The organism is Balnearium lithotrophicum, from assembly GCF_900182585.1.
Lineage (GTDB): Bacteria > Aquificota > Aquificia > Desulfurobacteriales > Desulfurobacteriaceae > Balnearium > Balnearium lithotrophicum.
On sequence record NZ_FXTM01000001.1, the window covers coordinates 93,428 to 105,801 of the forward strand.

Below are 12,374 nucleotides of genomic sequence, written 5' to 3' on the forward strand. Positions count from 1 at the left end.
CTTGACAATCGAAATCGAAATTTTGTAACATTTCGAAACCAGCCCAGAAGAGAGGGATAAGCGTGGGGATAGATAGGCTTGTACTTGCGGCGGTGGGAGCGGGGCTATTGGCCAGCAGTTCCTATGGAGCTGTTAACGTCCCTGGTTTTGAAGGAGAACTCAAGACCCAAGTTGAGTTTAGACAGGATATTTACGATAGGGATTCTATCCCATTTGATAACTACTTAAAGTTGGACGTGAGGGACCTAAAGGGGACGGAGCTCCACTTTTACGGAAAACTCTGGAAGGATTTGGGCTATGGAACTGACTGGGACTTAGACCTTTACCAGCTTTACATAGAAGTTCCCTTAAAAGGAGCGAATTCTGTTTTTTCTGTCGGTAGGCAGTTTATCTCTGAAGGTTTTGAGACGTATACAGCGGATGCTGTTAAGTTTACAAACAGGCTTAAAAATGGCCTCAGGTACACGTTTTACTTAGGTAAACCGAGGTTCTTTGAACCTAACACTCCTGATGGTGATGACCTTTTGGCAGGATTTAAGTTTGACTACAAGGGATACTTCTTAGGCTTCGAGCACTTAAGGGACGATGGAAAGGTTAAAAAATCCTCGTTTGTGTTTGGGAATTACAGGTACCTGACTGAAAAAATTGCACAGTACAGCAGATTGGAAGTCGACACAGCCCACGGTGAATTAACAGACTTCAACCTTGGCCTTAACTACTTTCCTACCAAGAGACTAAGACTTAATACTGAAGTTGAGTACTACGACAACTCCTACTTTTACGGCGATAAAACAGTTCCCGAGGATAGGATTTTTTACCTCTTTTCACCCAACGGCAGGGAGCTAAGGTTTACTCAGAGTGCTCATTACGACTTAACAAAGAAGTGGGAGCTTTTCGGTAGCTATACCCTAACTGACGTTCAGAGGGACGGGAAGGACAACGGTTATTTAGCTAAACTTGGAGCAGTGAGGGATACCTGGTTTGAAAACGGCTTGAGGGCTTACGGAGCTCTCCTCTATCAAAACAGCTGGATAGGAATTTTAAGGGGAGTTGAATTTGGTTTTACAAAGTACGTATGTAGAAAATTGACCTTAAACGGTACGGCTCAGATTGCCAGATACGACAAGGTTACTTATGGAAAACAGTGGGCAAGCGCCTACTACTTGAAGGGTGTCTATCAAACCAGTGAATTTTCAAATCTTGAATTGGGTGTCGATTACAGAAACAATGAGGATTTTGACCGTGATTTAAGGTTAATCCTCAGGTACAACCTCCTTTTCTGGGGTGGAACTGGAAAAAAGGAGAGGACAGAGGATAGAAGATGAGAAAATCCATGCTGATTTTTCTAATTGGACTGGCGTTCTTAAGTTCCTGTGGAAAGGGTAGTGTCAAGTACAGTGAGGAACTTGCTGCTACCGCAAAGTTTCACCATAGGGAACACAAGTCGTTTATAGATAAGCACGGCTGTATTCCCTGTCATAAGATGAACGTTAAGATGTCCTTTTCTGATATAGAGGCAGCAGAGAGGGGTTCCAAGAAAATAATAATGCCTTCAAAGGTTACCTGCCATTACTGTCACAACAATCCTGGAAAAACACCAGCTCCTAACGCACCAACCCAGTGTTACATTTGTCACTTCAACATGAAGGAGATAGAACCTGCCGACCACAAAACGGGAAATTGGCTTAAAACTCACAAGTTCGCCTACGAAGGAAAACCTAAAAAGTGTAGTGAGTGTCACAGACAGAGGTTCTGTATCGATTGCCACCAGCGAAGGGATACAATCCAACACCTTGTTCACCCGAGAAACTACGAGTATACCCACAGTATAGAGGCAGCAGCAGACCCTGCTAAGTGTAGCAGGTGTCACAGGGTTGGATTCTGTATGGAATGCCATACTAAGGGGAACTGGTCAAGATGAGGAAGGGAATACTGCTTACGTTTGTTCTAATTTTAAGCTTCATCAATTCGGAAGCTAAAGAGTGTGGTGGAAAGGGATACACCGGAACTGACAAATCCTACTGTCTGAGTTGCCATAGGAGTGGTTGTCCTATCGTCCATCCAGTTTCTATTGAAATTAGAAAGACGGAATGTATCGATGTTCCCGAGAATTTCCCAAGGGCAGAAGATAACAGAATGACCTGTGCAACTTGCCACGATATGACCTCCAACAGGAAGAAATTCTTAAGGGGAAAGGGAGAGTTTAAGGAGAGGTACTCCTTCTGTTTCCAGTGTCACAATAGAGAGTGTTATAAAAAGTTTAATCCTCACAGGACAATATCCTCCAAATTAAGTTGGAACGAAAAGAAGAAGGCCTGTATATACTGTCACGGTTTTGGAGCAAAGCTCAACGCTTACAGAGCCTGCGTTGGGTGCCACACCAAGACTCCTCACGTTGGAGCTCCCGAGCATATCTTTGCAAAGCGGGAGGAGGTTTTAAAACTAACAAAGGGAAAGAAGGAAATTTTTAATGTATCTACGATGAAACAGTTAAATCCAAAAATTGATATCAATGAACTTAAAAAGAGAAAGCCCAAAGTCATTTTGGTAAACGGAAGGATTGAGTGTATAACCTGCCACAATCCACATCCTCAAATTGCCATTCCTGCCCCTCCTGAGAGGAATCCGTGGGGGAGTATGGAGAGGGCAGATTTTGAGTACAAAGTGAAAAAGCTCAACGAGGAGCTCTCAAAGTTTGAAGTTAACACCAATGGCGTAAAGCTTATGAGTAGAGATTTGAGAAGTGGCAAACTGTGTAAGGTCTGCCACTCCATCAACTCGCTTAAGTAGGGGGTAGAGAGTGAAAGCCTTTATATTGGGATTAGCGGGAGCACTTGTAGTTTCCGGTTCGGCCTTTGGAATGAGTGATGATGGCTGTTTGGTCTGTCATAGGTTAAAGGGACTTTCCGTTGTAGATGAGAAGAATGAAATAAAGGACTGCAGTATTTCTGAAGCTCTCTTTGCCCATTCAATCCACAGAAACGTTGGATGTACAGAGTGTCACTCGAAGATTGAGGAGTATCCCCACAAGCCGGAAAACGCAAAGGTTAACTGTGCTACCCAGTGTCACGTTGTTGACCCTTCAACGAAGAAGCCATTTTCCCACGAGGATGTATTTAAAACCTGGAAGGAGAGTGTTCACGGTAAGAACTACGAAAAGGCTCCAGATGTCTATCCTTACTGTACGTACTGCCATACAAACAGCTTACTCGTGGACGTATCAAAGCTCTCTGCTATGAAGATGAGTCTTGATAGGTGTTCAATCTGCCACGAAAATAAGAGCTGGCTGAAGGACAGACTGTCCCACGTTGCAAGCAGGGAGCCAATTCCAGTTATAAAAAATGGATTTACCCACTCCTTTATTAAGACAAGAAGGGATGGATGGGAAATTGTAGAGCTCTGTGCCTCCTGCCACGAGGATGAAAAGAAAATGGAAAGAGCTCTTGATATAGAAGGAATTGAAGACAAGTTTGAGAGAGAGCACGTTCTAACAGCCGTTGAATCCTACAAGGTTACAATGCACTCCAAAATGCTCTACTTGGATAGGAATGATACAAGGGCTGCAGACTGCCTCGACTGTCATACGAACAAGGACGGTAACTTCCACGATATATTCCATAAAGATAACCCCCGTTCCTCTATAAATGCCAAGAATATTGAGCTAACCTGTGGTCGTTCAACAGAGTGTCACCCGCTGGCTCCTGCAAAGGATATGAAGAACTTTGCAACAACCAAGTGGGTTCACATGCATCCTATTCCAGACTCTTTAGGACAGAAGATAGTTAAGATAGTCGAAGAATTCATGTTCTGGCTCACAACAGGAACTCTCCTCTTTGCAGTTTCAATTGTTGGCTTAGACCTTCTTAAAAACTTGAGGAGGAAACACTAATGGGAATTTGGGAAGCTTTTAAAAGGAGATTTAGGGTAAGGGCAGAGCAGGATAAGCTTCTCATCGTAGACGGTGAGAAGATAATGATACAGAAGTTTACTCTCTTTCAAAGGCTCCTCCACGTTGGTATCTTTTCAACGTTCATCTGGCAGATAATTACTGGATACCCCTTAAAGTTCTACGATACAGCTTGGGCAAGGCCGATAATAGACTTGTTAGGTGGAATTCCTGGAGAGATGACAATTCACAGAATTTCCGGTTTCATCATGTTTTCAGACTTCCTCTTAACGGTTCTATACTTGATACTTATTCTCATAGCAAACTGGGATTTGGCAAAGAAGGACTTTTTCGGTTACTTTAAGATTGTTCCCGGACCAACCGACGTTACATTCGTTCACTACATTAAATATCTCTTAGGATTCAGGAAGGTTCCTCCAGATTGGGACGAGTACATCTGGGTCGATAAGTTTGACTTCTGGGCCGTTGGTTGGGGTATGCTTGCAATCGGTATTACAGGTTGGATACTCTGGCTTCCAGAGGTTTTTACTGGATTTCTTCACCTTCCGCCAGAAACTGTGCAGATTGCATACTTGATGCACTCTGACGAAGCTGTTTTGGCCTTAGGCTGGATAGCCTTAGTTCACATGTACATGGTTCACTACGGACCTAACAAGTTCCCGATGGACTGGATTTGGCTTACAGGAACAGCCTCAGAGGTAGAGTGGATTGAGGAAAGACCAAGGAGCTACAGGAGAATTATTAAGGCTGTAGCTGAAAACGAACCCCACCTCTTAGAGAAGTATCCCTTTTTAAAGGAACGTTACGAGTTTGTCCGTGAAGTTGAGAAACTTCCAGAAGAAGAGATGATAGAGAAGATGCACGAGTACGCTCACCATCTCCTTGAAAAGGAAGTTGAAGGGAGGACTGCATAATGAGAAAGTATCTAATAGCATTGTTACTCATATCAGCACCCTCTTTAGCTGTAGAGAGTCCTCTTCTCTCTGCTCCATCTGCTGATACATCAACTTGGGCTCAGAAACTTAAGGAGTTTAAGAGGCCTGAGTTACCAAAAGTAAAGGAGTATCCTAAGCCGTTTCACTACGAAAACCAATACAGTTATAAAATGAACGATGTCTGTTCGGCATGTCATACATTTGCTGCACACAAGAAGGACAGAAAGTACTCACCGTTCTACAATGCCCACAGTACATTCATGAGCTGCAACACGTGCCACTTTGTTAAAGAGGGTTTGAACTACAGCTGGGCTGAAATAGACAAAGGAAACGTAAAGCTTTTAAAGAGTGGTGATTTCTACGGATTAAAGTATATTAAAGTAGGAAACAGGATTATGCTCTCTGGAGAGGAGAGTAGTGCAAAAATAGTTCCCGTTTATGAGGGAAAACCTGTAGAGCTTCCTCTTAAGGGAAATGAAGAACTTTTAAAGGATGTCAATTCAGTTGCAAAAATGCACAATGCACTTACGGATAATCCGTTAAAGTGTGAGGACTGCCATAAGGAAAATGGAGTTCTTAACTTTAGGGAACTTGGATTCTCAGAGGAGAGAATAAAGGACCTTGAACACAACGAGGTTGTAAAGGGATTGAAGGAATACAAAACAATCCACTTCCCCAAATTTATCTGGTAAGGGGTAGAGATAATGAAGAAAGGATTTTTAACTGTTCTGTTTCTTGTTTTAATGGCAGTTACCACCGTTGCAGGAGAAATAAAGGGAAACTGGAAGTTCCCCTCTGATATAGCCGTTTCAAACGGGAAACTCTACGTCGTTGATGGTCTGAACAACAGAATTTCAGTCTACGACCTGTACGGTGAACATCTAACGGATATAAGGATTGATTCCCCTTACGGAATTTTTGCCTTTAACGGCCTTATATATACTGTAAGTCAAAAGGGAAAGCTTACAGTGATGGACGAAAATGGTGGCGTTGAAAAGGTTTTAAACCTCGAAGGAAGGCCTATCGATGTTGTTAAGATTGGTTCAAAACTCTTTGTAACAGATGGAAAGAGTGAATCTATTGATGTTTACGACCTTGACGGGAACCTTATAAGAAAAGTTGGTGGTAAAGGAACAGCTCCTGGAAACTTTGTCGGAATATTCCTGAGTGATGCTTCAAAGAATACGTTGTTTGTTGTTGACTCTGTAAATGCCAGGATTCAAGAGTTTAGTAAGGATGGAAGCTTTGTTCGTCAGTTTGGAAAGTTTGGAATTGAGGAGGGAGACCTCTTTAGACCCAAGGGAGTTGCTTACTGTGGAAATGGAAACTTGGTGGTTTCAGATGCCATAACTGGAGCTCTTCAGCTTTTCAACATTTACGGCGGTTTTGAAAGGGTAATAGCTAAAGGACTCTACTATCCAACAGCTGTTGCCTGTTACAGAGGAGAGGTATTTGTCCTTGAACCCCTCAAGAACAGGGTACTTACATTTAAAGTTCAAGGAGTCAAGTAATGAGGAAATCACTGCTTCTTTTGCTGTCAATTTTGGTAGCACCTAACGTTTCAGAGGCAAAACTAAAAAAGAGTATGAAAAAGGAGTGTTTGGTCTGTCATGAGAACTGGCTCCTTGAGTCAAAGATAAAGTCACCCAATTTGCTAACCACAGAATCCTATAGGGCAGCTGATAAATTAATGTGTTTAACCTGCCACGATGGTTCAATGGCAGACGATAGGCTCACCTTTTTAGGTTTTAAACACTTCTCACATCCTGTTAATAAAAAAGTACCTGAAGATTTTAAGATGCCAAAAGGTTTTCCCCTTCAAAATGGAAGGCTCTACTGTGGAACGTGCCATACACCCCATACAAAAACGGGAAGTGAGAAGAAGTTAGACTACACATTTATGAGGGAACCGAACGTAAATTCCTCCCTCTGTATGAAGTGTCACAAGGAGAATGAGGAGCACGGTAGAAACCACCCAATCTTTAAGGAAGAAAGGGAACCCTTAAAGTTAGAGTATGCCCTTAAAATCGAAAAGTTGGGTGGAAAACTGACAGACGATGGAAAAGTTAGGTGTGAATCGTGCCACTCTGCCCACAGGGGAAGGGCTAAAAACGCCCTCATTGAAAGGGCTGACAACTCCCTCCTGTGTTCGGTATGTCACATTGAAAACGTTAATTCAAAGGAACATCCAAACTTTAGGAATCACCCCATACATAAGAAGTTACCTAAAAATGCGGATGTTTCTTTCTTTAAGGAAAATAAAGCCGTTACAAAGTCCGTTGAATGTATGACGTGTCACAAGGTTCATAAAGAGGAGAATAAGCACCTCCTCGTAGCTAACGAGAGGAAACTCTGTATTCTCTGTCACGTTAGCGAGAAACCTGTCCTTAAAACAAAACACAACATAAGCGACAAGGGATGTAGCTCATGTCACATAGCTCATAAAGCAAAGGGAAGGAAACTGTGGAGTAGGGAGATTCCTGAAGATGCCTTTGACTATGCTGCACTGATTGAGGCACGAGGAAAAACCGATATACTCTGTCTATCCTGTCACTATCCTGAACACGTTATAAACGGTAAGGAAGTTGAAACTGTTGGAACGTTAACCCACCCAACAGGTAAGAAGGTTGAAGGAAAGGTAAAGCTTCCTCTGCCTGGAGGAAGACTTGCCTGTACAACCTGTCATGACCCGCACCATTCGTTCAACAATAATCCAAAGGGTAAATTCCTTAGAAAGGAGAGGGTATCCTTATGTATAACCTGTCATAGGGAAGAAGCTGATGTTAAAAGGGGAGCTCACGGGGAGATAGATAAGAAAAGGTGGAAAAAGGGAGACTGTGCAGCATGCCATAACGTTCACAAGGCTAAGGGCGGTTATCTGTCAAGGGTAGTTTATGGAGAAATTTCACCTATGGAACCTCCCGTTGATGGATTCTGTCTGGCGTGTCACGACCCAGAGGGTATGGCAAAACACAAGGTTAAGGAAAGTATCTTTAACGAGCACCCAGTAGGTGTTGATAACCCTACGGATAAACTTCCTGGAAGGAAGGTTTCTTGTGCAACATGCCACAACCCCCATACCCATAAGGAAGAACTTCTGAGAATTCCCGTTAGAGAAAACTCTAAACTCTGTATTACCTGTCATACTGATGAGAACTTAACAAACAGTTCCCACGATATCCTTAAAAATAGGAACGTTAAGCTTTCAGAAAAAGAAAGAGAGGAGATTGTTAAACACGGTTCCTGTTCAATCTGTCACACTCCTCACAATCCTAAGTTTAAAGTTCTCTGGAGCCGAAAACCAGGAAAAGGAGAGACTATTGGAGAAAGGCTCTGTAGCTCTTGTCACTCTAAAGGAGGTTTAGCTGAAGACAGGACGATAGGTAGGTTTAGCCATCCGATTGGAGAGAAGGTAACCGAAAAGAACAGAAGTATGATACTAAACTCGAGGCTTCCTCTCGTTAACCAAATGACTGGTCATGTAGCAAAGAGAGGAGAGAAGGGTGTATTTGACTGTGCAACATGTCACGACCCCCATAATGGAGCAGATAAAAAGAGATTGATAAGATATACGTTAGAAGGGGATAGTTTACTGTGTACAGCATGCCACAGGGCAGAGAGCAAGGTTATAGGAACAGACCACGATATGAGAGTGGTTAATAAAAACTTTAAGAATGCCCTTGGAAAGGTAGTCCTTAAAGATGGAGTCTGTTCTGCATGCCACGTTCCCCATAAAGCTAAGGACAAATTACTATGGGCAACTGACATCAAGGAAATTTCCGGAAATAGAATGTCAGATTACTGTCTAACCTGCCACTCTAAATCAGGTGTTGCAAAGGATAAGGTAGTTAAGTTCTACTACCATCCTAAGAAGGATGTTACTGTCAGGAGCTTCGACAGACCCGGAAGGGAAGGTGATTGGCCTATTTTTGATAAAAATGGAAAGAGGGTACTCGCAGGTGGTGAAATTACATGTGAAACGTGCCACGACCCACACGTTTGGAGTAAGTGGGAGAAAAAACCACCTATGAAGCCTGTTGAAGGTAGTGCACTCAACAGCTTCTTAAGGAATAGGGACCTAAAAGGTAGTATCTGTGTGGATTGCCACGGTCTGGATGCTCTATTTAGGTACAAAATGTTCCACTGGAAGAAAGCACACAGTAAGAAGCCCTCTTACAGGTAAGGAGGTAGACAATGGCAAGGGAAGTTAGCTCAAGGGATATAGAGAAGGAAGCTTGGATAGTTCTTGCTGCAACTCTTTCTGTTCTACTACTGCCTATTTTGGGTGTCTGGTTTGTTAAATTTGTCCACTGGTACTCTCAATCCATATTCATGTGGCTCTAAGGGGTCTTTTCCCCTTTCCCTTTACACTACTCTTACCTCCAATTCCAAATCTACTCCCTTTTGGCCTTTTACCTTCTCCCTTGCAGTTTCAACAATTTCAAGGAACTCTGAAAATGGAGCTCCCCCCTCATTTATCAAAAAGTTGGCATGGACCTCTGAAAACTTGAGATTTTTTAGCTTAAAACCTCTAAAACCGCACTCATCCAAGAGCTTTCCGGCAGAAAGTCCACTTGGATTTTTAAACGTTGAACCTGCAGTTTTCAGGTAGAACGGTGGATGTTTTTTTAGTCTTAAGTTCACTATCCTTTTTATCTTTTCACTTATACTATCATCTGGAACTACCTTAAAAGTTGCAGAAACTACAACTCCTCTCTCTGGAAATGGGGAACTCCTATATTTAAAGCTATTCAGTATTTCCTCTCTGTTTAATCTTAAAACCTCACCCGATTCGATATCTAAATACTCTACAGAATAGAGAAAATCCTTAATCTCTCTTCCGAATGCTCCAGCATTCTGAGCTACCAGTCCCCCTACGGTTGCCCTTGGAACTCCAGAAAGAAACTCGAATAGTGAAAACTTATTTTTTCTTTGGAGTCTTAAAACACAGGAAAGCGTAACACCTGCCCCTAACCTCAGAAGGTCCCCACTTAACGTAACATCCCTAAACTTTTCTAAGGAAATGAGAGGAGGTCCTTCATCGGAGAGAACGGCATTTGACCCACCTCCAACTACCCTCAAACCTTCTTTTAAGAGGGAGCGGAGCTCCGAGAGATTTTCAGGTACGTAAACCTTTCTTGGAGCTCCTACTCCAATCGTTGTCAGCTCGATAGGATTTCTTACTTCAGCTTTCAACTCTGTTTCTAAGTTCCTTTGCTGCTTTAATAAAGTTTAGAAAGAGGGGATGGGGGGTTCTCGGTCTTGATTTAAACTCTGGATGAAACTGGACAGCAACAAACCAGGGATGTTCTTTTATCTCAACAATTTCTACCAACTTTCCGTCGGGAGAGGTTCCAGCTATAACGAGTCCAGCCTTTTCCAAAACATCCCTGAACTTATTGTTAAACTCGTACCTGTGTCTGTGTCTCTCAGAAATTTCCTTTACTCCGTAGGCCGAAAAGCTGAATGTTCCTTCCTTAAGAATACAAGGATATGCTCCGAGTCTCATAGTTCCGCCCTTCTCCTCAACGCCCTTCTGCTCCTCCATCAGGTCTATAACCGGATAGGGCGTTGTTGAGCTGAACTCTGCACTGTGGGCTCCCTCTAACCCCGCAACGTTCCTTGCAAATTCAATTACGGCACACTGCATTCCAAGGCAAATTCCAAAGAATGGAATTTTATTTTCCCTTGCGTACTTAACAGCCTTAATTTTTCCCTCAACTCCCCTCTCTCCAAATCCCCCTGGAACCAAGATCCCGTGAACGTCCGAGAGGAACTCCTCAGGGGAGTTTTCGTCAAGCTCTTCAGCACTTGCCCACTTAATTTCAACCTTCACATTGTTTGCTGCCCCTGAATGTACGAAGGACTCTACTATGCTCTTGTAGGCATCGGGAAGCTCAATGTACTTACCTACAAGTGCTACTCTTACATTACCCTCCTTGGGTTTCTTTATCCTGTCAACAACCTCCTTCCAGTCGGAAAGGTCGGACTTTTCATAGGTAGGAATCTGAAGTTTTTCAACTATGAGTTCATCAATTCCCTCCTTTTGAAGAACCAAGGGAACCTCGTATATCGTCTGTAAGTCCTTTGCCGTAACAATTTCGTTTTCCTTTAAGTTGGTAAAGAGGGCAATCTTTTTCTTAACACTGTGTGGAATACTCCTTTCAGCACGACAGACGATAATGTCTGGCTGAATACCTATTGCCCGGAGCTCCTTAACCGAGTGCTGGGTAGGTTTCGTCTTTAACTCTCCGGCTGCCCTCACGTAAGGGACGTACGTAACATGGACGTATATAGCGTTACTCTTTCCCACCTCCGTTCCTAACTGCCTTATTGCCTCTAAAAAGGGGAGTCCCTCTATGTCCCCTACAGTTCCTCCAACCTCAACTATTACAACATCAACGTCTGTTGACATCAGCTTTTTTATCTTTTCCTTAATTAAATTTGTTACGTGGGGAATTACCTGAACGGTGCCCCCTAAAAACTCTCCCTTCCTCTCTTTTTGGATAATCTCCTGATAAATCTGACCGGAAGTTACGTTGTTTATTCTCCTCATTGTTGCATTTGTAAACCTCTCGTAGTGTCCCAAGTCCAAATCGGTCTCTGCTCCATCCTCTGTAACGTAGACCTCCCCATGCTGGTAAGGGTTCATCGTTCCCGCGTCGACGTTTAAGTAGGGGTCCAACTTCTGAATAGTTACCTTCAATCCCCTACTCTCTAAGAGTGTCCCTATTGAGGCTGCCGTTATTCCCTTTCCAATTGAGGATAAAACTCCACCAGTTACGAAAATTAATTTTGAGGACATCTACACCTCTCCACAAAGGATTTTTTCTGCTCTTTTTAGGTCCTCCTCGGTGTCAACCCCAAAGGAGTCCTTTTCAACTATCGAAACGTAAATCTTCTCTCCGTTTTCAAGAATCCTGAGCTGTTCAAGTTTTTCCAACTCCTCAAGTTTTCCCCTTTCCCAGTTAACAAACCTTTCAAGGGCTTCTTTTCTGTAACCATAAATTCCAATGTGCTTTAAATAGTTTTTAGGTTTAACTTCCCCATCTCTAACATAAGGGATAGGGCTTCTTGAAAAGTAGAGAGCCTTCCCCTTTTTATCCAAAACAACTTTAACCATAGAAGGGTCCTTTACATCCCCAATACTCTTAAAGGGGGTTGCAACAGTTGAGAAAAGAGCTCCAGACTTTAGAGCTCTGTAAACAGCCTCTATGTGCTCCCTATCTACAAATGGCTCATCTCCCTGAACGTTGACGATAAATGGAAAGCTCTCATCTTTGGTAGCGTAGTAGACCCTGTCCGTCCCGCTTGGGAGCTCCGAAGGGGTTAACTTTCCCCTAACTCCAAGCTTTAAAACTGCGTTCAAGACTCTTTCGCTGTCGGTAGCAACTAAAATATTTGAAGTTACCCTCTTAACCGCTTCAACCACCCAGCATATTAAGGGCTTTCCACAAATTTCCCTGAGGGGCTTTTCAGGGAGCCTCTGTGAGCCTATCCTTGCCGGAATTACAACCAACAAGTCTTCCATT

Annotated in this window: 12 protein-coding genes; 9 read left to right on the top strand and 3 right to left on the bottom strand. The window is 43.0% G+C overall.

What is annotated here, in order from left to right:
- Positions 1 to 107: 107 nt before the first annotated feature.
- Genes FN732_RS00410 through FN732_RS09525 form a run of 9 tightly spaced genes read left to right on the top strand, consistent with a single transcriptional unit; the run spans position 108 to position 9,186 of the window.
- Positions 108 to 1,325, top strand: a complete 1,218-nt coding sequence (locus FN732_RS00410; protein WP_246051236.1) for a hypothetical protein — start codon at positions 108 to 110, stop codon at positions 1,323 to 1,325.
- The gene (locus tag FN732_RS00415) at positions 1,322 to 1,921 is read left to right on the top strand and encodes a hypothetical protein (protein ID WP_142933438.1); all 600 of its coding nucleotides are present in this window, start codon (positions 1,322 to 1,324) and stop codon (positions 1,919 to 1,921) included. Before FN732_RS00410 ends, FN732_RS00415 begins: the two co-directional genes overlap by 4 nt.
- Entirely contained in the window at positions 1,918 to 2,790 is an 873-nt protein-coding gene (locus FN732_RS00420) for a cytochrome c3 family protein (RefSeq protein WP_142933441.1), read from the top strand. The genes FN732_RS00415 and FN732_RS00420 overlap by 4 nt, the downstream gene beginning before the upstream one ends.
- 10 nt (positions 2,791 to 2,800) lie before the next feature.
- Positions 2,801 to 3,889, top strand: a complete 1,089-nt coding sequence (locus FN732_RS00425) for a hypothetical protein (protein ID WP_142933444.1) — start codon at positions 2,801 to 2,803, stop codon at positions 3,887 to 3,889.
- Entirely contained in the window at positions 3,889 to 4,821 is a 933-nt protein-coding gene (locus FN732_RS00430; RefSeq protein ID WP_142933446.1) for a formate dehydrogenase subunit gamma, read from the top strand. The genes FN732_RS00425 and FN732_RS00430 overlap by 1 nt, the downstream gene beginning before the upstream one ends.
- Entirely contained in the window at positions 4,821 to 5,534 is a 714-nt protein-coding gene (locus tag FN732_RS00435; protein WP_142933448.1) for a multiheme c-type cytochrome, read from the top strand. Before FN732_RS00430 ends, FN732_RS00435 begins: the two co-directional genes overlap by 1 nt.
- A 12-nt stretch (positions 5,535 to 5,546) precedes the next feature.
- Positions 5,547 to 6,353 (top strand): NHL repeat-containing protein, encoded by an 807-nt coding sequence (locus FN732_RS00440; protein WP_142933451.1) that lies wholly within the window; start codon positions 5,547 to 5,549, stop codon positions 6,351 to 6,353.
- Positions 6,353 to 9,025 (top strand): cytochrome c3 family protein, encoded by a 2,673-nt coding sequence (locus tag FN732_RS00445; protein WP_142933453.1) that lies wholly within the window; start codon positions 6,353 to 6,355, stop codon positions 9,023 to 9,025. Before FN732_RS00440 ends, FN732_RS00445 begins: the two co-directional genes overlap by 1 nt.
- A gap of 11 nt (positions 9,026 to 9,036) precedes the next feature.
- Complete coding sequence (locus FN732_RS09525) at positions 9,037 to 9,186, top strand: hypothetical protein (protein WP_185954184.1); 150 nt, start codon at positions 9,037 to 9,039, stop codon at positions 9,184 to 9,186.
- 21 nt (positions 9,187 to 9,207) lie between these two features.
- Here FN732_RS09525 and murB read toward each other — a convergent pair whose 3' ends face one another.
- From murB to kdsB, 3 genes are read right to left on the bottom strand one after another with little or no spacing between them, the layout of a single operon-like run.
- On the bottom strand, positions 9,208 to 10,038 hold the full coding sequence (gene murB / locus FN732_RS00450) for a UDP-N-acetylmuramate dehydrogenase (protein WP_142933455.1): 831 nt from the start codon (positions 10,036 to 10,038) through the stop codon (positions 9,208 to 9,210).
- Positions 10,028 to 11,647 (bottom strand): CTP synthase, encoded by a 1,620-nt coding sequence (locus tag FN732_RS00455; RefSeq protein ID WP_142933458.1) that lies wholly within the window; start codon positions 11,645 to 11,647, stop codon positions 10,028 to 10,030. The genes murB and FN732_RS00455 overlap by 11 nt, the downstream gene beginning before the upstream one ends.
- On the bottom strand, positions 11,648 to 12,373 hold the full coding sequence (gene kdsB / locus FN732_RS00460) for a 3-deoxy-manno-octulosonate cytidylyltransferase (protein ID WP_142933460.1): 726 nt from the start codon (positions 12,371 to 12,373) through the stop codon (positions 11,648 to 11,650). It abuts the gene before it with no gap.
- Between the last annotated feature and the right edge of the window lies 1 nt (position 12,374).

Excerpts from the sequence above, each read along its gene's own strand:
- FN732_RS00415 (WP_142933438.1), top strand. The coding sequence starts at position 1,322 with ATGAGAAAATCCATGCTGATTTTTCTAATTGGACTGGCGTTCTTAAGT.
- FN732_RS00420 (WP_142933441.1), top strand. The coding sequence starts at position 1,918 with ATGAGGAAGGGAATACTGCTTACGTTTGTTCTAATTTTAAGCTTCATC.
- FN732_RS00430 (WP_142933446.1), top strand. The coding sequence starts at position 3,889 with ATGGGAATTTGGGAAGCTTTTAAAAGGAGATTTAGGGTAAGGGCAGAG.
- FN732_RS00435 (WP_142933448.1), top strand. The coding sequence starts at position 4,821 with ATGAGAAAGTATCTAATAGCATTGTTACTCATATCAGCACCCTCTTTA.
- FN732_RS00440 (WP_142933451.1), top strand. The coding sequence starts at position 5,547 with ATGAAGAAAGGATTTTTAACTGTTCTGTTTCTTGTTTTAATGGCAGTT.
- FN732_RS00445 (WP_142933453.1), top strand. The coding sequence starts at position 6,353 with ATGAGGAAATCACTGCTTCTTTTGCTGTCAATTTTGGTAGCACCTAAC.
- FN732_RS09525 (WP_185954184.1), top strand. The coding sequence starts at position 9,037 with ATGGCAAGGGAAGTTAGCTCAAGGGATATAGAGAAGGAAGCTTGGATA.
- FN732_RS00455 (WP_142933458.1), bottom strand. The coding sequence starts at position 11,647 with ATGTCCTCAAAATTAATTTTCGTAACTGGTGGAGTTTTATCCTCAATT.
- kdsB (WP_142933460.1), bottom strand. The coding sequence starts at position 12,373 with ATGGAAGACTTGTTGGTTGTAATTCCGGCAAGGATAGGCTCACAGAGG.